This window comes from bacterium, from assembly GCA_036504735.1.
In the GTDB taxonomy this organism is placed as follows: Bacteria; Electryoneota; RPQS01; order RPQS01; family RPQS01; genus DASXUQ01.
Window position 1 is genome coordinate 232,495 of record DASXUQ010000017.1, and the last position, 24,497, is coordinate 256,991.

Genomic DNA, 24,497 nt, shown 5'->3' on the forward strand with positions numbered 1-24,497 from the left:
GGCATGGCGCGGGCTGTGCCCTCTTGCTTTGGGGGGGGGAGTCGAATTGTTCCGATGAGTGACGGCGCGAATTGCAGGTCATTCGATAGCCAAAATAGAAGCGCGGGGCTTCGGAATTTCCCCGACGCCCCGCGCTTGCGTTATTGCGGAAAGTAGATCAGTGGCTTTGGTGCGGGGTGTGGCAGTCAGCGCATGTTTGCCGGGTGCGGGAGCCGTTGCTGTGCTGTGGGATGGCCCGCGCCGTGGTACTGCTCATGTTGTGGCATTCGCAACCGGCATTGAAGTCCGTGCCCCAGTAGCCCCACTGCACCTGCCGCTGATCGAGATGGCAGGCCACGTTGCTGCACGTTTTTGTTTGCGGATCATAGGATGAACCCGTGGTCAGCGAGGCCTCATCGTGGGTGCCGTGGCGTGTCCAACCGAGCGGGGCTGTCGAAAGCTGCGCCGCGCTGCGGAAGGTCAGCGGCGAGAAGGAAATCTCCGGCGAGCCGGAAACGTGCCGTGCGTAATTGGTAATCGTACCGCGGTTGTTCATCGGCGGAATCGTGTTGGCCGTGTGGCACTGGCCGCAATCGGCCTGGCCTTCATTCAGACCCGTGTTGAGATTGGAGGTTGTGGTGCCGTAGTGGCAGGTGTTGCAGTTGATCACTGTGGCGCTGCTGTCGGCTTCGGTGGAGGCGTCATGGTACCAGTGAATGCCCTGCACATGGCCGATGTCCTCATAGCCCCAGTAAAGATTGAACTGATAATGGGAATTGGCGCCCGCGCCGCCGATACTGTGGCTGTCGTAGCGCGGCGGTTCGCCGTGGCAATCGTTGCAGCCGTAGTGCTCGGTGCGACCCCAGTTGGCCGTGGCATAGGTGCGGAACTGCGCCGCGCCGCCCGAAGAGTGGCAATACACATTGCTGCATGTGCCGTCGGTGTAGGTCATGCCGCGCGCGTCGGTGTATTGATGGGTGCCGCGAGTGTAGGCCGCGCCCGCAGGATTCTTCGCCTTAAGCGTCGTATCCGGTGCGGACGCGTTGTAGAGTTCGACATCCACCACGCCGTTGTTGTGGCGGGACATGTCTCCCGGGTGGCAGTTGCCGCAGCCGAAGTTGTAGGCAATGGCCGGATCGCCGAAGTCGGAGGTCTTGCGCAGATCGCCGTAGCCCACGCCCGCCCCTGCATTGCCCACGTGAGCAAGGTGAGCAGGAGTGGCAGGGGGGCTTTCATGACACGCGTTGCAGGACCCGCCGCCCGCCGGCATAAAGCCGCTCAGGTGCTTGTGGCAGTCAAGGCAGTTGGTGTTGGCATTGTGGCCGTGGTCGCCGCTGGAGTTGTTACGCCAGTGCGAGGTCGTGGTATGGCAGACTTCGCAGATGCCGTCATAATTGGGAGCGCCGTGCACAAAATCGGTCGCGTTGTTGAACGACATCGCGCGCGTACCGCTGTGGGGTGTAACAATTGCCGTGCGCAAGAAGCCGTGCGGGTACTGCGCCTGCTGGAAGTGCGGACTGTGGCAGGTGGTGCAGTACAGGGTGTCGGACGAACTGGCGTGATTTTGCTCAGGCTGGGCCTTGCCGGTCTCGACGTGGCAGGTCTTACAGAGCTGGTCGGCCAGCCATTCGGTGCTGACCGGATTCGGATACGCGAAATTCGAGAAATGGCAGCTCGTGCAGTTGACGCCGTAGTCAATCGTGTGCGGGCTATCGTGGTTCGTGTCGAGGGAACCGTTGCGCAATGCTTCGAGATCCGGCATGTCGCCACGGGATTGGTTGTCTGTGCCGTCCATCGGAATGACCTGATAGAAGCGCCGGTCCAGATGCGCCGGGCCGGATGCATCCACCATGAAGCTGTCCGCTGTGGAGCCAAGATTCTGCATCGCATCGGGAGAGAAGCCGGCGTCACTCGAGCAGATCACCTGATAGCGATTAACGCCGGGAACGCGGTTCCAGCGCAGCACGATGCCCTGCGGCGTGGCAGCGATGGTAAGGTTCAGCGGCAGCGCGCGCGCGAGCGTGACACTGGTCGTGGATTCGGAGATGCGATAGACCAGCACGCAATGAGAACTCTGTGCGGTCAGGTACAGCTTATCGCCCAGAATTTCGATATCCACGCCGGTGCGGATCAGGGCATTGGTGACGTGAATATTCGCCAGCGACGCGCCGTCCGGGCCGAAGACCTGCAAGGAACTCAGCACGTCGTCATACGCCCAGATGCGGTTCAGACTGTCCGCAGCCAGACCCCACAACCGCAGAAACCGCGAGGGCGCGCCGTTACCGTTGCCGAGCGCGCCCCACGCGCGCAGATAAGTGCCGTTTAAATTGAACACGCTGATGCGGCTGTTGTTCTGGTCGGCCACATACAGTTCGCCCAGACTGTTATTGATCAGCAGGGACACCGGATCATCCAGCCGTCCCGCAAAATAGCCATGCCCGCCAAAGGCCGAGAGGAAATTTCCCGCCGCATCGAAGACTTTGATGGAATCATTGACGTCCGCGACAAACAGCCGCCCGTCCCGTGCCACGGCGAGGTCGTGGGGATTCACCAGCCGGGCGGGAGTCTCGCCGATGCTGGAGAGCAGCGTACCGTCTGCCGATAGCTTGCGCACCGCGCCGTGGTCCGCCACGAACAGATGCCCGGCGCTGTCCACGGCAATGGCCGAAGGATGCGCCACGGTGTTGATGGTGTTCTGCAGCACGCCCGCTTCCGTAAACACGCTGATCGAGCCCGCGCGCGGATCGGAGACATACAGCAGATGCGTCGCGGGATGAGCCGCAATGCGGGTCGGGGAGTGCAGGTCGGCGCACCAGGAGTCCAGTGCGGTCAAGCCGGCTGCGAATGCGGGCAACGCAAGACAGAGCAGCCCCATCAGCAGAGCCCCGGCGGGCAAGATGCGGAGGAATTTCTTCGGTGTCATGTGATTCCAAACCCTCAGTATCGGATTAAGTTTGCGCATGTTAGATTGACAATAAGGTAGGCAGAGATAGCGCGAAAACCAAGCCGTAAATACTCTTGAATCAAAAGACCTGTATATCTATTTGTGCGGATAATCACAATTGAAATACGGCATTAGCAAGCGGCGGGTCAGCACATATGAAACGGCGGACAAGCGGAGGAGGCGTGAGCCTGACGCGGCACAAACAGCACGGGCTGCGGGAGGAATCCGCAGCCCGTGGTGTGGTCACACGAAAACGGCAATCTTCGGTGCTCGCCGGGAGCATCGCATCGACAAGGATTGTGTCCGTAACGGGATCCCAAGTGTTCCACCGCCTGAACGCATTCTAAATATAACAATCGCCATAGAAAGAGAATAGTGTTTCACCACTGTGCCACGACATTCTTCTGGTGCCAACCGCATCAACTTCCTTAAGAAGTTCCACGATCTGCACCGGGCTCGTTGCATTGGGAGGAATTTGTCCCTATATTCTTGACCTGAGGGAAGTATCTGCTTGCTCACACGGCCATTTGGTACCAACAAGAAGGGATAAGCTATGGCATGGACGAGAGTTATTCTTGCGACTTTGATGCTGGCATCGGTGATCTCCTGCAAGAACTTAGAGCAAAAGGTGGTCGGGCGCTGGCAGAGTGAAGACGAGGTGCAAGCGGTCACGTTCCACGACAACGGCACGGCCACGTTTGAATCCTATGGCCGCACCGTTGACGCCCAATACAAATTCACGGACCAGGCGCACGCCAAGTTCATCTTCGATTCGCCCCTCGGCGAGTTTGAGGGGACGCAGATTGCCCTGCTGACGCTGGACAAAGAGGAATTGACGCTGGAATTCGAAAGCGGGTTGACTCGGAGCTATCTGCGAGTGAAAGCGTGAGATGATGGGGCGACTTACCCGCGCGGAGTGGACGGCGCTGACTTGCATCCTGCTGGCGGTGGCCGTAACGCGCCTGATTTCGATCTACTGTTTTTACCTTTACGACGATGCCTTTATCACGTTCCGCTACACGGCCAATCTCGTGCAGGGGAACGGATTCGTCTACACTATCGGCCAGCGCGTGCAGGGCACAACATGTCCTCTGTGGGCGCTGGCTCTTGGTATTCCCCACAGCCTTGGACTCAGCCTCGAACTGTCTTCGCGGGTGCTCGGCCTGCTCTTCGAACTTGCCGTGGCGGCGACGGTCTATTTTGCGCTGATCCGCGAGAAGCTGCAGCGCGCGGCGCTGATCGGCGGCTTTCTGTTTGCCGTAGACCTTTACTTAGCCAAGGTGTCGGTCAGCGGGATGGAGAGTTCGCTGCTGCTGCTCGGCACCGCAGGAGCCACGGCGCTGGCGGTGCGGGGACGAAGCATGAGTGCGGCAGCCATTGCGGCGCTGTGCGTGTTTCTGCGGCCTGAGGCTCTGCTCTTTGCCGTGGCACTAACCGGCTATCTGTGGTATGAAGACCGGCGGCTGCCGGTCAAGCCGCTGCTGCTCGGCGCGGCAATTATCCTTGCCGGAGTCGCCGTGCAGACGTGGTACTTCGGAGACCTGATCCCGCAGTCGGTGCGGGGGAAGATGGCCCTGCCGCGCAGCGACAGCATGCTCTTTTCCGTGGCGCTGTTTCCTTACAAAAATCCGCTGCAGGCCCTGATGACGGTTACGGCGCTGCTCTCGGTGAGGGTTGCCTGGAGGGTCTCCCGTTTTGCGCGGATCTACATGCTTTGGGCTCTGTTGCTGGTGCTCTCGTGGGCATTGACCGGCGCGCACCTCTGGATGTGGTACTGCATTCCGGTGTTCTTTGCCAAGGCTCTGCTGACCGGAATCGGCGCGGCGGAATATTTCAAATCAACCGCCCTTTCCCGCATGCTGAATCCGCTGCTCCTGCTCGGTGTTACTGTGCTTTTGTGGTCGGGACTGGCTATGGCTGTTGGACCGGACCGCATGGAAAAGAATGTCTATTCCCGCATCCGCAGATGGAGTGCCGAGCAGGACTTCGGTCAGAACGGGGCACATCCCAAAGCTTACGGCATGGATTTCGGCGCGTTCGGTTTTTACACCGGACTGCCGGTCATCGATGAGCCCGGCTTAGTCTATCCGCCGTCGCTTAGCCGCTACCACACCGATCCGGTGGCTATGCTGTTGGGGGAACAGCCGGAGTGGGCCTTTGTGACCTGTTATGACGGCAACATTGCCATGATGCGCAGCGGGGAACTGGCGCGGATGTATGCGCCGCTGATCCGCTTTTCCATTGACGGTGACACCACCATCAGTCCCGATTTGAAGGATGTGTCCCCGATTTGGAAGCCGGATTTCATTTTGTACCGAAAACTCCCGGGCGGCTCATAACCGGCGAGATCATTCAGGCACCGAATCGCGACAGGCTCCCTATTGGGAGCCTGTTTTCTATTCCTCAGGAGGCCACAATTCATCTATATGTATCATGTGGTTGGGTCATATGGATCAGCGATTTGCGACAGATTCGGGAACAGTGTGGCCACTTTCGGAGAGGCATATCCCTACTTAATATAGTGTCAGTAGCATTGGTCGACGTCGTGGCTATTTGTGCCGAATGGTGCAAGGAAGTAAGCACATATAAATCAATCTGCTGATGAATTCTAACGACCAACCGTCACGGGAAATTCGATTTTCGACTATTTTGTCGAGCTTGAAAAATCCCTTGACCTTCACAAGCACTTACTATATTTTTTGATAGGCTTGCAGTATAAGCTGGACTGAACAAGACTATTTCGAACCTGCATAAGCGAATGGATGGGGAAGGACCTTAACCAGACGGAGGAAATTGGACATGCGAAAAGTACTAAGTGTGTTTATGGTGTGTTTAGTGGTGTGCGTGGCGATGGCGTTCGCCGACAATGATCCGGGACAGGAACAGAACATGAATCGCTTCAGCGGCACCGTGCGTCAGGCTCCGACGCATGCCGAGCGTTCCGGCTCGTGCCTGCTGTATTACGTTCCGGGCGATTCGTCGCGTTACTTCTTCGGTTGGGCTCCGACCGAAGCCTTTAAGACGTGGATTGATCCTGCGACCAACCCGTTCAACACCGGTTGCTCCGCGCCGTTTTATCCGTTCCATATCGACACCCTCTGGTTTGATTTCTATCTTCACGATGCCGCCAATCAGGTGGGCTACACGTTTGTGTTCAATGCAGACGTGGAATGCCCGTCCAACGTCGGCACCACCTATGCCGACAAGTGCAACGGTCCCGGCGCTGCGACGTACTCGATGCAGATCAGCCATCTGGTGACGGCCGATGACGCCACCGCCGGCGAGATCCTGATTCCGGTTGCGATCAATGCCTGCGTCAATGGCGGATTCTTCTACGGCGTAGAATTGGTCTCCTGGGATGGTATGCCCTACGTTCCGGGTGCCACAGTGACTCACGGTGCGCCCTCGATCCTCAGCGGCGCCACCCCGCAGCCGAGCGTTGCGGCCCAGACCTGCGCCATCTGGTATAAGTCCATCCGTAATATCGGCACGGCCCAGAATCCCATTTGGACACCGGCCTGCTGGCTGGATGTCGTGACCGGATTCACCGCCCCCTGGGGTCCGTGGATCATGTACGCGCAGGGCACCGCCGGCGCCGATTGCACGCCGACGACCTGTAATCCATGCCCGGCTACCCGCCTCGGCGACACCGCGGAAAACCCACTGCCCATCACCACGGCGAGCTGGACGCGGACGATTCCCCTTTGCGACTATTGCGGCAACTATGATGGCCGCGACTTTATCGGCAACTTCACCGCCAGCGGTCCGGATGTGGTCCTCGAACTGGCCTTCACGGATCCCAGCCAGGCATGCTTTAGCCTGACTATCGCCCCGGAATGCGCGGAGCCGACCTTCTTCCGCATCCGCTCGTGGATGATGGATGTCAGCGACCCGAGCGCCCCGTATCTGACCTACGTGGGTACCCCCAACTTCCCGGCGTTCGGCCAGTCCCAGACTTACAATTTCACCGCCGCCGGACCTAACGGCTGCTACCTTGGTGACGGCATCAACCCGATCCGCCTCCATCTTTACATCGACACCCGTGGCTGCTGCTGCCCGGTGACCGTTACCTATAACGGCGACACCCCGCTGCCCGTCGAAATGTCGGCCTTCAACGCCGTCGGTCTCGATGGACGCGTGAACCTCACGTGGCAGACCCGCTCCGAGAGCAGTGTGGATCACTATGTGGTGACCCGCAACGACAACGTGACCATGAATGTGCAGGGCCTGGGCGACAACCCCGCCGGACACATGTACAATCTGGTGGACAACAACGTCGTCAACGGCACGTCCTACACCTACCGCCTCGCCAGTGTAGACGTGAACGGCACGGTCAATCGCTTCCCCAACGTGGCCTCCGCGACCCCGATGGCCGACGTGGTGACCGAATACACGTTGAACCAGAACTACCCGAACCCCTTCAACCCGAGCACGATGATCAGCTATGCCGTCAAAGAAGCCGGCAATGTCACGCTGAAGGTCTACTCGGTGGATGGCCGTCTGGTCTCCACGCTGGTCAATGCAAAGCAGGAAGCGGGCAAGTACACGATCAGCTTCGATGGCAGCAAGCTGGCCAGCGGCGTGTATCTGTATCAGCTCGAAGCGAATGGCTTTACCGCCACGCATAAAATGGTGCTCATGAAGTAAACGGATCGGCAGGTGTGCCCTCAGCGCCGCTGCTCCGACGTCCGGGCGGCGTTGAAGATTCCGTTTTTTCGATCAGGGGATGTGGACCCGTGATCCTCTCCCCCCGAATATGAAGAGAAACGGGCACGAGACTACTCCATCGTGCCCGTTTCTCAGCTTCTCTCACATTTTGCTATAACACTTTATTCCTAACTGCACAGGAGGGCGTAATGAGAAAACTGCTTTCCCTTATGGTCCTGGTGGCACTGGCGGTTCCATGCCTGTTGCTGGCAAATAGTCCGGTCACGCAGCAGCACGCCGTGGCTGCCCCCGAAAACGCGATGTCGGTTTCGAGGTTCGAAATCAACGACGGTGTTGTAAGCAGCATGCCAGCGGCCCACCGCCGCGACGGCAGCCTCGATGCGTTCGACAGCACGATCTGGTTCGATGATTTCGAAGGTTCGCGTCCGGCGTGGACCCCGGAAGATTTGACCTTATCGCCGTTGTATTGGCATCTGGATTCCCGCCGCGCCTTGGGCGGAACGGGCTTTGCCTGGGCTTGCTGGGATTCGGCCACCAACCACTATGCCGATCACTGGCTCCAGTATCTCGTGACTCCGACGCTGGACCTGTCCGCCACCTCCAATCCGACGCTGGCCTTTAAGGCCCGCTGGAAGACAGAGCAGCCTGTCGGCGCGACGGCTCCTTATGATTCCTGGGACGGGTGGAATATGTGGGTCTCCACCGACAACGGCACCAACTGGAGCATTCTCCAGCCCACGAGCCCATCGTACACGGCCTTGCATGCGTTTTCATGGGGCGACATTTGGGGCATGGGTCCCGATATTCCGGTGTTCAGCTACACCGAAGGCTCGAACTGTGACACGGTCTATCAGCCGATGGTTTTCGACCTGTCGGCCTACCGCACCGCCAATGTGAAGATCCGCTGGGGATTTGCTTCTGATGATGGCTTCAGCGGCACCGATGATCCCACCTATTTTGGTTTGGCAGTGGACAGCATTCGTCTGGTAGACGGCGCGAATACCGTCTTCAGTAATGACGGCACGCTGGATTCCTTCACCCGTGATCACAACACTCCCATCGGTCAGAACTGGGTCTACGATCAAGTGAGCAATCACTCGCCGACCCACGAGTGGCGTTGCACACCGACGAACAATTTGCTGTGTGGTGTGACCTCTTCCGACATCGCCCTGCCGGCGCTCGGGGCTAACCAGACTTTGAGCCTTCGCTACTGGGTGTGGGCCGATCAACCCGGATTCCAGGGAGCGGGCAATACGCTGGCGGACTTCTACGATGTCTGGGTGGTGACGCCGGACTCGACGGTCCGCGTGGCGTATGACTATGCGTACAATGATGGCGCTCCGGCGCCGGGCGGCAACTCGCTGAACGGCTGGGTCTTCCGCACCCGCGGTCTGACCACCGGCGGCACGCAGCTCGCCACCATTGATCTGAGCGCCTATGCGGGCCGGACGATCAAACTCATGTATCGCGTCCGCTATGACGGACAGGACACGACGGGTGTGGGCACAGGTGTACATATCGATGACATCGCCGTGATTTTCACCCGGGCCTTCAGCAACGATCTTTCCTGCAACAGCGTGGTAGTCAAGTTCCCCACGACGGTCGGTCTGCCGCAGAAGTATCAGTTCACCGTCAAGAACGAAGGCCTGGCCAATCAGGGCCCCGCGATTCGCAGCCGCGTGAAATTCGTCAAACCGGACGGAACTATTCAGGGTATCGACTCTCTGGTGGTATTGACGGCTCCACTCATTCCGGGTCAGGACACGACCTCCACGCGCGTTTGGACTCCGGCCGTGACCGGCAGCTATCGCGTACGCGTGGCTTCGGCACAGACGGTGGATGAAGACCGTACCAATGACACAACGTACACGGCAATCAACGTGCCGCTCAATTCCGATTCCAACTTCGCCGTAACGGTGCGTCCGGCGGGACAGTATGAACTGGCCTATCACCTGCGTGATATGACCAGCGCTCTGTTGAATCCGCGGTATGTCCGCTACACTCCGCTGGCAGACGGAGTTCCGTCGGCCACGGTGAATGCTCATGACATCACCACCGTGCGGATCATGTGGCAGTTTGACGCCAACATTTTCACTCTGCCGGGGCATGTGGCCCATGCCTGGGTGGAATTCTGGCAACCGGGCGCGGACACGGCTCATCCGGGCGCGCTCATCAACCGCATCGAAGTGGCGATTGACACCAATGCCACCATCGGCGCGGCCAGCAAGCCTCACTGGTGGACGCTGAACACGGCAGGTGTGCCGGGATTGCAAAACCGCTCCGGAGATTTCTGGGTGTCGATCACTCCGAAGGACTCGATTGCCGGCGAAGCGCTGCCGCACATCATGGGCAAGTCGTCCTTGCCGGCTTCCTATGACGGCCACAATTACACGCTCCGCATCGACACGGTCGGTACGCCGCTCAATCCGTCGCCCAGCCGCTTCTGCGTGCAGACGACCATTGTGCCGACGACCACATCCACGCCGGCGGCGGTGAGTGACCTGACGGCTATCCGCGTCGGTTACACCGATGACGTGCAGCTCAACTGGGACCCGGCGGCCCGTGCCACCGGCTACCATGTTTACCGCATGACCTCCATCGGCCAGAATTACCTGACCGGCACGAGGCTCACGGCGCTTCCGACCACGGCCACATCCTTCATCGATACCGGGGTGCTGGCCAGCGGCCTCAAATTCTTCTACGTGGTGGTGGCCATCAACTGACCGCACCGCCCACGGCTTGCAGACAGCCCGCGGGGATCTTCTCCGCGGGCTGTCGCGTCTGTCACACCGGAATTTGACAAATCGCTTTTTTGGATTATATTGCACGCCGGATCGCTTGCCGTCTCCTCGTATACTGAAACCCGGTCTTGCCTATGATCTCCAAATATTTGGATGTGGTCACGCTCAGCGACATCTTTATCGCCCTCAGTTTTGTGCTGGGCGGGATCGCGCTGGGATGGATTGCCGAGCGGATTCTTTTGCGGCGGCTGTCCAAGCTGGCTGAGCGCACGCCGACGAAAATCGATGACGTGGTCATTGCCTCGCTGCGCGGCATGCCTCTGTTCTGGTTCATTCTTGCCGGCATTTACGGCGCGCTGCGTTATCTGGCCATCTCCGGGCCTGTTCTGGCCAATATCCATAAGGCTCTGCTGATTGTCGGACTGTTCTCGCTCACCGTGGTCGCGGCGCGCATTGCCGGCAGCTTCGCAGGCGCGTACAGCCGCAAGGCCATCGGCGCGGAACGCTCGGTCTCGATCTTTATCAATGCGGTGCGGTTGAGTGTCTACCTGCTGGGTCTCTTGATGATCCTGCAGTCTGTGGGCATCTCCATCGCTCCGATTCTCACCGCCTTGGGCGTCGGCGGCTTGGCCGTTGCTTTGGCCTTGCAAGACACGCTCTCCAATCTCTTCGCCGGGCTGCAAATTATTGCCGTCCGCAAGGTCAAAATCGGCGAGTACATCCGCCTGGATACCGGACAGGATGGCTACGTCACCGACATCACGTGGCGTTACACAGAAATCCTGTCTCCCGCGGGTAATACGATTCTGGTCCCCAATGCCAAGCTGGTGAACGCCATTGTCACCAACTACTATCAGCCCAAAAAAGACCTCGGCGCATCCCTTGAAGTGACGGTCAAATTCGGGTCGGACCTGCAAAAGGTCGAGCAGATCAGTCTTGACGTTGCCAAAGACGTGGCGGCCACCGTTCCCGGCATGGTCCCCGGGGCCCAGCCCGCTGTGATGTATGTGTCTTTCACCGACCTCGGTGTGCGCTACTCCATCGGCTTTCAGGTCAAGGAATTCAATGATCAAGGGGCAATCAAACACGCTCTGATCAAGCGTTTGCAGCAGCGATTCGAAAAGGAAGGCATCCAGTTTGCCTCGCCGGTTGCTCCGGCGGATATCCCCAAATCTGCCTGAACCGTTTTTTATTCCGAATCACAGCTTTGCCAGTGCCCGCGCACTGGCTTTCTTTTTGATTGGGAAAGAGCTGTTTATTAAAAGAATGCATGCGACGTTGCAGCAAACTCAGTTCGATCAACATCTTAGCTATTCGGCGAGCTTGGGCGGCGCGAGTCTTCTTCCGAATAAGGGACGACTTGGTCAGGAAAGGTTGACTGATACTATGCTGTTGCAGTATTCAGAATTGTTCCCTATATTCCTTGGTTACGAAAATGCCATACTATGTACGTTCCACCCCGATTACTTACCAACGGAGGTTGACTGTGGGACGCGGGATAACCGTTTTGATTTGTTTGCTGTGTGTAACGTTAAGCGCCATGGCCGCCGCTCCGGACAGCTTGTGGTCTGTGCGGCTGGGCCATTCCAGCCATGACGTGTGCAATGCCGTCGCGCCGACCACTGATGGAGGCACTGTCCTCGCGGGCTGGGCGCGGAGCACCGACACGTTTGGCGCCGGTTGGTATGATTTCTGGCTGGTGAAGACCGATGCGGCCGGCCAGGTCGTCTGGGATCGCCGTTACGGCGGCCCCGAAGGTGAAGGCTGCTTTGCCGTTCAGCCTACCCCCGATGGTGGCTTCATTCTCGCCGGCATGACCGGCTCCTTCGGTGAAGGCCATGATGGCCCGTCCGATGCCTGGGTCATCAAGACCAACGCGAATGGTGACAGCCTCTGGAGCCGCAAGTTCGGCGGTCCCCTGAGCGATGGCTTTTACGCCGTTCAGATCGCCGCGGATGGCGGCTACGTGTTTGCCGGGTTCACCGATTCCTACGGCATCGGTGGCCGCGATTTCTGGCTGGTGAAGACAACTGCCGATGGCGCGGACGTCTGGAGCCATACGTACGGCGGCGGCGGATTCGATGAATGCCGCGCCATGGCCAAGACCTCTACCGGGTTTGCCCTGGCGGGTGTTACGAATTCCTGGCGCGAGCGCGACCAGAATTTCTACCTGTTTAACGTGGACGAAGACGGTCAGTCGCTCTGGACCACCAGCACCGGCAACGGCAAGGTGTACGGCACAACCGTCGCCGATTATTGCAATGCCGTTGCTCAAACACTGGACGGTGGTTTTGTAATGGCCGGCTCGACCTACAATGTCAATGCCGACGCTGAAGACTTCTGGATGGTGCGGACCCGTGCCAACGGCGACAGCTTGCTGGCGCGTCCGTACGGCAACAGCGCGCTGGGCCGGGACATCTGCTACTCAATTCAGGCCACGCAGGACAGCAGCTACGTGCTGGCGGGAATCACCAACGGCGCGGGTTCGGGTCTGTGGGATGCCTTCATGCTGAAGGCCGATCCCCGCGGCAATGTAGTCTACCGGCGCACCTTCGGCGGTCCGGAACGGGACAACTGCTATGCCATGATGAAGACCACCGACGGCGGCTTTACCCTCGCCGGTTCCACCCGCTCCTTCGGTGCGGCGTATGAAGACTTCTGGCAGGTAAAGACGGGCACAGATGTGTTGATCACCCCTCCGGGCAACTTCACTCTGATCACTCCGTCCACCGACACGACATTCTCCTCTGCCGCGTACACCTTTCCTTTCCGCTGGCACACGGCGGCGAACCTCGATGCCTACGATACTCTGAACTACCGGCTTTTCATCAGCGAGACCCCGTCCTTTGACCCGAGCCGCACTGACACGACCGATCCGCTACGCTCTGGTCTGACGGACACCATGATGACCTTTGTGTGGTCGCGCACGGTAGTTGCCAATATTCCTCACTACTGGAAGGTTCAGGCGATGGATATGGGCGGCTGGTCGACGTGGTCAAGTGAAACCCGCACCTTCACGGTACAGGGTACGGCGCCCACCGCTTTCGATCTGGCCTATCCTGCCGACGGCGCGGTGATTGCTGATTCGTTCTCGGTCAAGCTGGGATGGTTCAAGGCGACCGATGTTGACCCATCGGACACGCGTCAGTATTGTGTGTTTGTTTCGGCGGATCCGGCGTTCGCCGGCGCCGACAGCATCTGCGGTCCCGACTCATCGGCGCTTTGGTCCGATCTTATTGTGGCCAATCAGCCGACATATTGGAAGGTTCGGGTGACGGACCGTCATGGTCTGGTGACCTGGTCTTCTCACACGTGGAGCTTCACGATCTCCGCACATGCGCCCGAGCCGTTCGAACTCGTCTCGCCCGCCGATAGTGCGCAGATCCCCGATAATTCCTCAGTTCTGTTGAAGTGGCGCGCGTCGCTGGATGCCGACTCGGTCACTGGCGACACCGTCAAATATATCGTCTGCGTTTCCCGACCGGATTCCTTCACCGTTCTTGACAGTGTCGATGTCGGTGTGGACACATCCAGGCTCTGGGTCAATACGCTCCCGGCCCCGCACCGCTACGCGTGGAAGGTTATCGCCTACGATATGCACGGCCTCACAACGGTCAGCAATACCTGGTACTTCGACCGCTATGTTCACGGAAGCACGGGACAGCCGCCGCAGATCCAGGCTCCTACGGTCTTCAAGGTCCACCAAAACTATCCCAATCCCTTTAATGCCAGCACGCAGATTTCGTATGATCTGCCGAACGCCGGCTGGGTAACGGTGAAAGTCTTCAACGTTCTGGGACGTGAAGTCGAAACCCTCGTGAATCAGAACATGCCCGCAGGGGCGTGGCGCACGACGTTCGACGCGACGGATCTCCCGTCCGGCATTTACATTCTGCGTGTCGAAGCCCCCGGCGTCTCCGACCTGAAGAAGATGATTCTGCTCAAGTAACGAGCGACTTTTAGTCTGCAATCTGAAGCCCCGGCGCGCACGTGCCGGGGCTTTTCTTTAGGCAGACGCGGGAACCAAAAAAATCGTTTGATGTTTAACGATATACCGACGGGTTAAGTCGGCGGTAGCGAAGATATCAACTGGGTTTTCAAACGTACCGCAAGGTAACGAACTTATAACATCCGGAAAGGATTAAAGATGAATCGTACTTTTTGGCTGGCAGCACTGATTTTGACCGCCTTTGCGAGCACCAATCTGTCGGCAGCTACCTGGTCTGTGGACCCGGCCCACACGAACGTTGGCTTCAGTGTCAAGCACATGATGGTATCCACGGTGCATGGAAGTTTCAACACCTTTTCCGGCACCGCGACCTTCGATGAGAAGGCTCCTGCCACAGTGGCTATGGAAGGCACCATTGACGCGACCTCGATCACCACCAACAATGAGCGTCGCGACGGACATTTGAAAAGTCCCGATTTCTTCGATGTCGCCAACTTCCCGACCATTACCTTTAAGTCCACCAAGAGCGAAATGTCGGCTCCCGGCAAGTACAAGGTGACCGGTGATCTGACCATGCATGGCATCACGAAGCCCATCGTGATGGATATGGAAGGCTTTACGGATTTTGTCGCCGGACCCAAGGGCGGATCGCGCACCGGAGCGTCGCTGACCGCTACGATCAACCGCCACGATTTCGGTTTGAACTGGAACAAAGCTTTGGAAGCCGGCGGTGTGATGGTGAGTGACTCGGTGAAGATCACCCTCGATCTCGAACTTGAAAAAGCGGGGGATGTGTCCACCAAGTAGGCCGCTGCGGCTGAACTGAATACGGAAGATGGAACAGGAGGCGATTATGGCTGACCATAAGAATGAACCTATTCTCGTGACCGGAGCGACCGGCCAGCAGGGTGGAGCGGTGGTGAGAGCGCTGCTCAAAGAAAAGTATCCGGTGGTGGCGCTGACCCGGCATCCGGACAAGGCCGCCGATTTGCGCAAACAGGGCGCCACGGTCGTTTTGGGAGATCTGACCAACCGCGATTCGCTGGACCGCGCGCTGCAAGGTATCCGCAGAGCGTTTCTGGTGACCACGCCCTTTGAGCACGGCGAGGCCTATGAGACCGAACAGGGCGTGAAGTTCGCCGACGCCTGCATGGTGGCGGGGGTGCAGCATCTGGTCTTCAGTTCCGTGGCCAGCGCGCAGCGCAACACGGGCATTCCGCATTTTGACAGCAAGTGGAAAGTGGAAGAGCACCTCCGCCGCAACGGCATTCCACACACCATCCTTCGCCCGGTGTTCTTTATGGAGAACTTCGGCGCGCCGTGGCTGTTGGGACAGGTGCGCGGCGGCCGCGTCTCCACTCCGGTGCGGGCCGACCGTCCGCTGCAGATGATTGCCGTGGAAGATATTCCCAAGTTCGTCGTGGCGGCCTTCGAGCATCCCGATATCTACCTCGGCAAGGAGATCGATATTGCCGGCGATGAACTACGCTTCTCCGAAGCCGTGCAGATGATTTCCAAGGAGGCGGACCGCACGGTGCTCTATGAGCCCATGCCGGAGAGCGAGGCCGAGAAGGCGTACGGCCATGACTTCGCCGTGATGTTCAGGTGGTTCAATGATGTCGGCTACAACGTGGACATCGACCGCCTTGAAAAGCTGTACAACATCAAGTTGATGCGCTTCAAGGACTGGATCAAAAAGGCCCCCTTCATCCGCGAACTGAAGGAAGAGACCGCCTACCACTGAGCGTCTCTCGCACCCACTGAAAAAGGCGAACCGCAAGGCTCGCCTTTTTGTTTTCTGCTTTCCGTTTTCGACTTTACTTGATGAGCACCATCTTCTTGGCGTCGGTGAAGTTTCCGGCCTTCAGTTGATAGATGTACATGCCCGCTGCCACGTCTTTGCCGTCCCACATCGCGGTGTAGGATCCTGCCGGACGGGTCTCGCTGACCAGCGTGGTCACCAACTGACCAAGGGTGTTAAACACCTTCAACTCCACCCGCGCCGCTTCAGGCAGATCGAAGCGGATTTCCGTCACAGGGTTAAAGGGATTCGGGTAGTTCTGGTAGAGAGTATAATCGGTTGGGATGTCGGAGACCCGCTGGCCAGTGTGCAGACCCAGCAACGATTCCATCGCGCGATTGACCATGCTTAACCCCTGTTCGCGGGATGTCACGGTCAGGCGGGGCGGGAGCGACCCTTGAACGGCATCCAGCCCGTTGCCGGAACCTTCTCCAGCCAGCAACTGCACATGGGCAATATCCATCACCGTTAGCAGCGAGTCCTCCGGTTCAAGGTTTCGTTCCAGCAGTGCCGCGTGGCCCTGAATCGCTTGTGCATACTCTGCCCGGTCTGTCAGGAAGCAGAGCCGGGTCCGTTCCAGCATCACGGAGTCTCTTAGCGAGGTTGCCCCCGCGAGAATCGCATCGGTCAAATTCGCCGTTTCCGCTTCGGTCATGCTCTGCGTCTTGCGGTCCATCATCACGGCTCGCGCTGCGGCTCGGGCACGGGCGGAAAACTCGGCGGATTCATCTGCGGCAATCGACAGATACGCGCTTTGCGCTTCGGTCCACGCCTCCGTCTGCTCCAAATACAATGCCGAATCCAGCGCAACCTCCTCGTCAAGCGGGCTTCCCTGCGGGCAGAGACCGGGGTCGGTTAAACGATAACTATTGAAGTTCCAGAAGCGGGGATCGGTGGGTTCGAAATTGCTCGTCTGCGGAACGACACCACCCCAATAGGTGACCTTAGCGCCATACTGCGTGCCGCTGACATAGTTTTCCCAAGCGATGAACTTTGTGCCGTTCGCGGTCTCAAGCTGCTCCAGCCGGTTCAACCGCCCGTCGATCACCGGACGCCCGCCAATGCCTGTGAAGCGAATCAGGAAAGCCGTCTTGTCCACGATCGTGTTGTTTACCGCCGTTGGAAGCGGAAGATCGCCAAACACCGGAGCGGCAGAAAGCATGCACCACACGGAAGCGCTGGGATAACCGGACGGACCGATATGGTCAATGGTGCTGCAGCGGAAGAGCATTCCCGTGGTCGCGCCGCTGAACGCCAGCCCATAGTTGGCCGCTGTTCCGTTGAAGAAACCGCGCGTGCACGTTCCGGTCGTGTTGACGATGTAGCCGGTGCGATAGCCGCAATTGGTCACCGTCAAATCGGTGGCGGTCACATTCGTGTTCAGGAAATACAGCCCGGCGTGACTGGCGAGGTTCGGCACGTCCTGCACGATGACCCGCTCCACCACATGGTTGCGGGTGGAACTGCCCCAGATGCGCAGGCCGGTTATGCCGCCGATAATCCGGCTGTCCCGCAGTTCCAGCGGCGTCGCCAGCCCCGCCGCGTTCTCGGAAAAGAACGGAACCGTGGCCCCCTTGATCACCGCGTAGGCCACATGCGCCTCCCCGCCGTTCACATGAATCCCCTGCCAGGGCTGCGCCGGATTCGCCGCTTCAAAGCGCACGGTATCCGTGGTGGTGCCAAGGACGCTCAATTTGCCCTGCACCTCGATATAGGCGTTTGGCCCAAATGTCAGCCGGGCACCCGGTTGCAGCGTCAAAGTTTTTCCCGCCGGGACAATCAAGCCGCCTTCCACGTAGTAGGGGCTATAAGCATCGTAGATGTGCTTGCGCACCGTCAAGCTCGACGTCAGCGTCTTCACTCCGGGTGCGCGCAGCAAGGCTTTGAAGGCGTTGACGCGGCCATAACCCACGGTATCATTCCGGACGCCTTGCAGCGTGTCCCCGTAAACGCGGTCCGCAGACTGTTGGATTATCTCCTTGACCTCCACTGCAGTGAGGGTTGAGTCGTAAGATTTCAACAGACCTGCAATACCGGCAACGGCAGGTGTTGCCATCGAGGTTCCGTTTTTATACCATACCGCCTCGGCAGGATTTTCGGTACACATCCATCTATCCATATCGTAGATAGGGTGGATGGGACGATCTGAGACGATGTCCATACAATCGTCAGGTCCAATCGCGTCTCCTAATCCCCCCGCAGGAGCCGCCACGGTAACGCTTTGCCCGCGAATAGACATCAAGCGAGTCGTATCGATGTCAAATGGACTGTACATCACGGTGTCTAACGATCTCCAGCGGCGATCATTCGGATTCGTCCCAGCTATGGCCATCACTTGGGGATGCGACCGCGACAGCTTAGCTGGATATAGGCAATCGGAATTTTGATCGGTACCATTTCCGGAAGGAAAAGTGAACAGGACGCCATGGCTGATTGCCTCTTCGATGGCCATTGTGCAATTCGGAATATCCGTCGAATTCCGCCCATAACTCATGCTGATAATCGGGGCATGAAAGGCCGAGTCAGCATGGTAGATGCCATCAATACAATTCTGAAAGGAGGGAAGGCTGGAATTCCAATGAACAATTTTCTCAATCACGCCGGTGCACTGTGGACAAACCCCCACCACTCCATAGTTGTTTTCCTCAGCCAGCGCAATACCCGCGACATGAGTTCCGTGTCCAAACACGTCGTCGAAATTCCAATCGTTTGAGTCGACACCAAGGGAATCCAGACAGAGTCTGCCGAGAAGGATTCGTGTCGAATCGTCGAGATCCGGGTGCGACAAACGATGGTTGGCGGTATCATACGGAACGCCGGAATCCAGAATAGCAATCTTTGCTGTACGGGAGCCTCGAGTGATAGCGAAGGCTTCCTCGATCATCATGTCCGCGCCAGCCCTTCCGGAATCCTGACCACTCCCCGTTTGGCCGGTGTTCTTGAAACTCCATTGCCACTGCCAGCAGGAGTCAGCGGTCTGCGGATATAAGATCAGATCTGGGTTGCAGTGATTCGTGTTTGGGTTGGCTTCAAAGGCTTCGCAAATTGGTACTACGGCCAGGGATTCGGGGAAGCTCAGGTAGTACATGCGCAAACTTGGATGCTGGCCATGGACGGTGATTGAATACTGTTTACACAGATCGCTCAAGGCCGCAAAACTGCCGTCAGCCTTCACTGTAAGGATTGCTCTTCCCTTGACTAACTCTACGTTCTGTCCGTCCCATTCTTCCGTAGTAATCGGCTGTGCCAAACTCGCGACCACAATCATAAGAACCAATCCGGCTGCACATAGGCATACCCCAAGGCGTTTGAAGAACTCATTACCGTTCACGCAACCTCCATGTTCATTTGATAAGAGTTATTTTCACAGCCGGACTACTTTTCCGGCTGTCTGTTGTGTTTGTCGCTTTCAGAAAGTAGATGCCGGATGACAGCCCCGGCAGATCCAGCCAGATTGAGCCGGGACGTTCGACGGTTTGCGAATAAACCTCCTGCCCAAGAATATCATAGACACGAAGCCACGCTGGACGATCATAGGAGACCACAAAACCGCCGTTGCTCGGGTTGGGGTAGACTGAAAGGGTTGGTGTCAGCAGGGACGGGCGCGGGGGAGATACCGCATTCGGAGAAGCGGATATGTAGATCCGCCCGGCAGCACTCGATAAACACCGATCCGGTGACGCGTAAAGGAATTGGGCGGGACCCGTGTTCAGCGAGTCGTCCAACAACTGCCAATCGGTTAGGTCATCGGATACGTGGTAGAGCCCTTGGTAGGTCCTCACCAGCAGGCCATCCTCGGCATAGGCGATCTTGTAGACATGGGTTACCCCAGAGGGCAAGTTAACCATCATCGTGTCGCCTGTGATTTCGTCATAGCGGCCGACGTGGTACGCACCGCCAATGTAGATCCACGGCTGCTGCGGATGACCTGCGAGTCCTACTACCTCTTGTGGGAACGGCAAGACCATGCTGGTGATAGTATCGGGAGTCATGTCGGCGCGGTAAAGACCGTAGTCTCGTTCATAATAAAAGGTGCGGTCAGACACGCTCGACCATTGCAGGTTACCGATGTCACCCGCTTCGACCACATAGATCCACCGATTTCCGCTATTGCGGGAAAGACGGAGATATCCGCCAAAATCGGTATCACGAAGAGAGTACAGCCACACCGACGTATCAAAGGGGCAGATCAGGAATTCTGAGCCATAGACCCAGGGAAAGCCACCACCGACCGGCAGTCTCGTCCATGTGGTATCTCCGATCCGCATATACAATCCGATATCCGTTCCCGCGAAGACATTGGGCCGGCAATAGGGGTAACAGGCAAGACTAAAAATGCGGCGTCCACGCAATCCTGCATATTGCCATACCGTGTCGCTGTCGGCGCACCAGTAAACACCACCACTGGTTGGGTCCTGCCAATTCGCATACGTTCCGGCGAGGATCTGCGTTTGGTCTACCGGATCCGGCAGCGCGCACACGATACTCGATGCTGGCCGCCCCAAGCACCGCCACGGACCTTCGCAAGCCTTGGCCTCTCCCAAGAAGAGGCATAAACCCATCAAAGCAAGCCAAATCAGAGTTTTCATAGCTTTATATCTCCAAAGCCCAACAAAAAAGCGAACTTGTTTGCTTTACAATAAGTTCGCTTCATCCGGTGTGTCACAGTCTGAATTCCCCCGCGCCATTTGCCCGCCGCCCATGCCGCTTTGAATAGAACATAGAAAAACCATTGCACATTGTCAAGGCTTCGGATCAAAATGCCGTGCTTGGTGAAGGCATCCAAGGTCCCTCTAATCTATTTTTACCACCCGCTCTCCTATTCTCTATCCTCCCTGATTATGCCGATTTACGGCTATGGATAATCGTGAATAAGTTATCATGAGCGCTTGACAGTTTTGACAAAGGATCGTATCTTTCTGTATAGGAGGAGGAAGTCCGTTTTGCCATCGGGACTTCCTCGTCATGTGAATTTCTTCCCACATTTTGTGAAAATCTTCCCATCCTGGCTCCCTAAACGAGGTAAGGGCATGAGTAACATCGGTTCCTATGAAACGCGCCTGGAGAACTTCGACTGGTCCATCGCCGAAGAAGAACTGGGCTTCCAGACCGGCGATTCGATCAATATCGGCTGGCATTGCAGCGACCGCATCTGCAACAACGGCTTTGCGGACAAGCTCGCCCTCATCTGGGAAGATCACTCCGGCACGGAAAAACGCTTCACCTATGACGACGTGCGGATCCTCTCCAACACCATCGCCACCTATCTGGGCAAGCTGGGGATTCACCCCGGCGAACGCGTCTGCCTGTTTATGGACCGCGTCCCGGAACTGTATATCGGCTTCTTAGGTGTGTTAAAAATGGGCGCCATCGTGCAGCCCCTGTTCTCGGCCTTCGGCGATGAATCGCTTTGGACGCGCCTCAACAACGCCGGCACCACCGCCATCATCACCCAGAAGAAGCATGTCACCAAGGTGCGCAAGATCCTCGGCACGCTGCCCAATTTGCGGCACATCATCGTTGTGGATGCCGCCGACATGCCCTTAAAAGAGCGCGAAGTGGCGATGGATATGGAAGGCATGGAGCGCGTCACGGATTATGACTGCTTCCCCTCCAGCGCGGAAACTCCCTCGGTGCTGCATTACACCTCCGGCACCACCGGCCAGCCCAAGGGCGCGCAGCATGTCCACTATTCCCTGATCTCCCAGTACCTCACCTCCAAGTGGGTGCTCGACCTTAAGCCCGATGACATCTACTGGTGCAATGCCGATCCGGGCTGGGTCACCGGCACCTCTTATGGAATCATCGGCCCGTGGTCCAACGGCATCACGCAGGTGGTGCTCGATTCCGGCTTCAACACTGAGCGCTGGTACCGCCTGATCGAGAAGCACAAGATTTCGGTCTGGTATTCCGCACCTACGGCTATCCGCCTGCTGATGCGTGAAGGCACCGACGTCGTCCGCAAGTTCGATCTTTCCTGCCTGCGCCATCTGGCCAGCGTCGGCGAGCCACTGAATGCCGAAGCCGTACTCTGGTCCATTGAAGCCTTCGGCAAGCCGTTCCATGACACCTTCTGGCAGACCGAGACCGGCAGCATCATGATCACCAATTTCCCCGGCATGAAGGTTAAGCCCGGCTCTATGGGCAAGCCGTTCCCCGGCATCACAGGCACGGTGCTCAATCCCCAGACCTATGAACCCTATGACCATCCCGGCAATGTGGGCCTCATCGCCCTCAAGCCCGGCTGGCCGTCCATGATTCGCGGCTACTACAACAATCCTACCGGTTATGCAGGCAAGTTCAAGAACGGCTGGTTCCTCTGCGGTGACCGCGCCAGCATCGATTCCGAAGGCTACTTCTGGTTTGTGGGACGCGATGACGATGTGATTAACACCGGCGGCCATTTGGTCGGCCCGTTTGAAATTGAATCGGCGCTGCTTGAGCATCCCGCCGTGGCCGAATCCGCCGCGGTGGCCAAGCCGGACAAGGTGAACATGGAAGTGGTCAAGGCCTTTGTGGCCCTGAAGCCCGGCTATGAAGCGGGGGACGATCTCGAACTGGAGATCATGAACCACATCCGCAAGCGCCTGTCCCCGCTGGCCATGCCGCAGGAAATCGAATTCGTCGAGTCGCTGCCCAAAACCCGCAGCGGCAAAATCATCCGCCGCATCCTCCGCTGCCAGGAGTTCGGCGAGCCCGTGGGAGATATTTCCACGCTGATGAATGAATAGATTGAGAAGAGTACCCCCCTTAGTCCCCCCTTATTCTAAGGGGGGAGACCCGACCCCCTTAGTCCCCCCGCTAAAGCGGGGGAGACTCGGAGCCTTCCCCCTTTGAAAAAGGGGGAATAAGAAGGGGGTTCTGCTTCTTAGGGAGATCAGTGCCATGCGGACTCTCAATCGTAATCCAGTGACCGAAGAAACTCGTGAGCGAGCCCGGGTCCTCCGCAAGGGCTCGACAAAGCCCGAGAAGATTCTTTGGAGAACGCTGCGGGCTTACCAGACAGGTGTTAAGTTTCGCAGGCAATACCCCATTGGATCGTACATTGCAGATTTCTATTCGCCAGATCTGGCCTTGGTCATTGAGGTGGATGGAGGCTCGCACGACACGGACGACGCTCGCTCGCATGACCTCGTGCGTGACGATTATCTGCGAACATGTGGGTTGACCGTAAGGCGATTCACGAATTATCAAGTGTGCCATAATCTCGAGGAGATCTGTTCCGAACTCGCCGCGATTATCGAGAGTCAACGTAAATAAGCAGTTCCCGATACCCCCTTTTATCCCCCCTTATTCTAAGGGGGGAGATCCGAGCCCCCTTGATCCCCCGTAACCGGGGGAGACTCTGATCCTTCCCCCTTTGAAAAAGGGGGAATAAGAAGGGGGTTCCTTCAAGTCATTGGAGTGACCAAGACCAATGCCCACATTACCTCAAAACGCCTTCCCCGATAAAACGAAGAAGCCCTCCGAAAAGGACTTGGCAGGTGCCCTCGGCCCCGCCGCGGCGCTGTGGACGGATTTCCTGAATCACATCCGCGAGCACTGTGCGCCGCTCTCTGAAGAGTGGAAACACGGCAAGACCGGCTGGATGATGGTGTCCAAGAAGAAGACGCGCACGGTCTGTTATCTCTTTCCGGGGAATGACCACTTCACCGTGGCCTTCGTGCTGGGGGAGAAGGCGGTGGAGGTGATGCGGCAGAGCAAACTTCCCAAACGTATTATGGATTCCATGGAAGCCGCGCGGCCTTATGCCGAAGGCCGCGGCTTCTATGTGGAATGTTCCAAGCCCGCCGATTTGAAACATTTGCTGACACTTGTCACGATCAAGATGGATTCCTAACCTTGGGGGACAGCCGATGAAGACTTCCCTGGCGGCTCTGACGCTCGCGCTGAGTATCTGCTTTGTACTGTCCGGTTGCGGCAAGAAAATTACCGATCAGAAATTCGCCGATGTGGCCGCTACGATCTATGAGAATGTACAGGCGAACTGGGATCATCAGTCCAATGAGACCTGGGCCACCTACTATGAACGCCGCATCGCCGAAGCCTGCGCCAAAAACGGCACCTCACTGGCCGAGTGGGACCAGAAGATGAAGGACGTCAAGGCTCACCCGGAACAGTTCGAGAAGGTGGTGGATAAAGATGTGCTTCATTCCCTCCTCGAGTGGGAAGCGCAGCGGGAAGCGGCGAAGAACGGGTAGCTGCTCTATGGGTCTGCTGCGGGTGGACGGGCACGACATGTCCGGCGAAGCCGAGATCTCGCTCTGCGGATCGTGCCCCTACGGCCGATTCCATGCCCACTTCAGGGACCGCGCGGTATTCCCGCGCTGTCCCTCCGCCGCAGGCGGCTTTGTGATCCAACGCACAGCGTTGGGGGTTTGGAGATGGTCTGTCAAATTGCTAAATTCAGGCAGT

Annotated in this window: 15 protein-coding genes; 12 read left to right on the forward strand and 3 right to left on the reverse strand. The window is 57.8% G+C overall.

All coding sequences use genetic code 11. The annotated features are described in order from the left end of the window. Positions 1-157: 157 nt before the first annotated feature. Positions 158-2,902, reverse strand: coding sequence for a CxxxxCH/CxxCH domain-containing protein (locus tag VGL38_13615; GenBank protein HEY3296461.1), 2,745 nt, complete (start codon positions 2,900-2,902; stop codon positions 158-160). 574 nt (positions 2,903-3,476) lie between these two features. Between VGL38_13615 and VGL38_13620 the strand changes: the two genes are divergently transcribed. The 8 genes from VGL38_13620 (at position 3,477) to VGL38_13655 (ending at position 16,025) form a co-directional block, all read left to right on the forward strand. Next, positions 3,477-3,812 carry a hypothetical protein gene (locus tag VGL38_13620; GenBank protein ID HEY3296462.1) on the forward strand — a complete coding sequence of 112 codons (336 nt, stop codon included), beginning with the start codon at positions 3,477-3,479 and terminating at the stop codon, positions 3,810-3,812. A 1-nt stretch (position 3,813) separates the two neighbouring features. Further along, complete coding sequence (locus tag VGL38_13625; GenBank protein ID HEY3296463.1) at positions 3,814-5,262, forward strand: hypothetical protein; 1,449 nt, start codon at positions 3,814-3,816, stop codon at positions 5,260-5,262. A 460-nt stretch (positions 5,263-5,722) separates the two neighbouring features. Next, positions 5,723-7,570, forward strand: a complete 1,848-nt coding sequence (locus tag VGL38_13630) for a T9SS type A sorting domain-containing protein (protein HEY3296464.1) — start codon at positions 5,723-5,725, stop codon at positions 7,568-7,570. A 209-nt stretch (positions 7,571-7,779) separates the two neighbouring features. Continuing rightward, positions 7,780-10,314: a hypothetical protein gene (locus tag VGL38_13635; GenBank protein ID HEY3296465.1), complete on the forward strand. Its 2,535-nt coding sequence runs from the start codon at positions 7,780-7,782 to the stop codon at positions 10,312-10,314. A 152-nt stretch (positions 10,315-10,466) separates the two neighbouring features. Further along, positions 10,467-11,513 carry a mechanosensitive ion channel family protein gene (locus VGL38_13640; protein ID HEY3296466.1) on the forward strand — a complete coding sequence of 349 codons (1,047 nt, stop codon included), beginning with the start codon at positions 10,467-10,469 and terminating at the stop codon, positions 11,511-11,513. Positions 11,514-11,818: 305 nt separating this feature from the next. Then, positions 11,819-14,281, forward strand: coding sequence for a T9SS type A sorting domain-containing protein (locus VGL38_13645; protein HEY3296467.1), 2,463 nt, complete (start codon positions 11,819-11,821; stop codon positions 14,279-14,281). Positions 14,282-14,479: 198 nt separating this feature from the next. After that, positions 14,480-15,088, forward strand: a complete 609-nt coding sequence (locus VGL38_13650) for a YceI family protein (GenBank protein ID HEY3296468.1) — start codon at positions 14,480-14,482, stop codon at positions 15,086-15,088. 46 nt (positions 15,089-15,134) lie between these two features. Next, entirely contained in the window at positions 15,135-16,025 is an 891-nt protein-coding gene (locus tag VGL38_13655; GenBank protein HEY3296469.1) for an NmrA/HSCARG family protein, read from the forward strand. A 73-nt stretch (positions 16,026-16,098) separates the two neighbouring features. On the opposite strand, the gene VGL38_13660 is transcribed toward VGL38_13655, so the two are convergent. Continuing rightward, a complete protein-coding gene (locus VGL38_13660) occupies positions 16,099-19,350 on the reverse strand; it encodes a S8 family serine peptidase (protein ID HEY3296470.1) in 3,252 nt (1,083 codons plus the stop codon). 76 nt (positions 19,351-19,426) lie between these two features. Beyond that, complete coding sequence (locus tag VGL38_13665; protein ID HEY3296471.1) at positions 19,427-20,671, reverse strand: T9SS type A sorting domain-containing protein; 1,245 nt, start codon at positions 20,669-20,671, stop codon at positions 19,427-19,429. 441 nt (positions 20,672-21,112) lie between these two features. On the opposite strand from VGL38_13665, the gene acsA reads away from it, so the two are divergent. The 4 genes from acsA (at position 21,113) to VGL38_13685 (ending at position 24,283) form a co-directional block, all read left to right on the forward strand. Beyond that, complete coding sequence (gene acsA / locus VGL38_13670) at positions 21,113-22,813, forward strand: acetate--CoA ligase (GenBank protein ID HEY3296472.1); 1,701 nt, start codon at positions 21,113-21,115, stop codon at positions 22,811-22,813. A gap of 154 nt (positions 22,814-22,967) precedes the next feature. Continuing rightward, positions 22,968-23,342 (forward strand): endonuclease domain-containing protein, encoded by a 375-nt coding sequence (locus VGL38_13675; protein ID HEY3296473.1) that lies wholly within the window; start codon positions 22,968-22,970, stop codon positions 23,340-23,342. 157 nt (positions 23,343-23,499) lie between these two features. Then, positions 23,500-23,922, forward strand: coding sequence for a DUF3788 family protein (locus tag VGL38_13680; protein ID HEY3296474.1), 423 nt, complete (start codon positions 23,500-23,502; stop codon positions 23,920-23,922). Between the two features lie 16 nt (positions 23,923-23,938). Next, positions 23,939-24,283 (forward strand): hypothetical protein, encoded by a 345-nt coding sequence (locus tag VGL38_13685; protein HEY3296475.1) that lies wholly within the window; start codon positions 23,939-23,941, stop codon positions 24,281-24,283. Positions 24,284-24,497 lie beyond the last annotated feature (214 nt).